Genomic DNA, 536 nt, shown 5'->3' on the forward strand with positions numbered 1-536 from the left:
CGACCGGCCCGCGGTCGCGCAGGCGTTGCACGGCCTGGGCAGGGTGCTGACCGAGCAGGGCGACCTCGATGCCGCACTGACGGCGTGCGAACAGGCCGCCGCCGCGTACGAGGAGATCGGGGACGAGCGCAGCCGGGCCATCGCACTGCGGTCGGTGGGCATCGTGCACCGGGCGGCCGGTCGCCTCGGCGAAGCGGCCCGCTGGTGCACGCAGGCGGTCGGCCTGCTGCGCGGGATCGACGATCGGCTGATGTCGGCGTACGCCGTGCAGGCGCTGGCCAAGATCCGCATCAGGCAGGGCCGCGGCGACGCACTGCGCGACGACCTGGTCGACTGCCTGAACACCTGCAACGAGATGCAGGACGGGTTCGGTCAGGCGTTGATGCTGCGCACGCTCGGCGAGCTGGAGCTCGCGGCGGGCAGGTACTCCGAGGCGCGGCGGCATCTGGACCGCGCCCTGCAGTGGTGGGACGCGCTCGGCCTGCCGGTGTGGCGGGCCCGCACGCTGCGCGACCTGGCGGCGACGCTGGACGGCC

The 536-nt window shown here is 74.4% G+C and carries 1 protein-coding gene; it reads left to right on the top strand.

Going from position 1 to position 536, the window contains the following annotated elements:
• Nucleotides 1-536 (top strand): tetratricopeptide repeat protein (locus FXN61_RS49975; RefSeq protein ID WP_167980696.1); only part of this gene is annotated, 536 nt, incomplete at both ends.

The organism is Lentzea indica, from assembly GCF_012184385.1.
GTDB classification, from domain to species: Bacteria; Actinomycetota; Actinomycetes; order Mycobacteriales; family Pseudonocardiaceae; genus Lentzea; species Lentzea indica.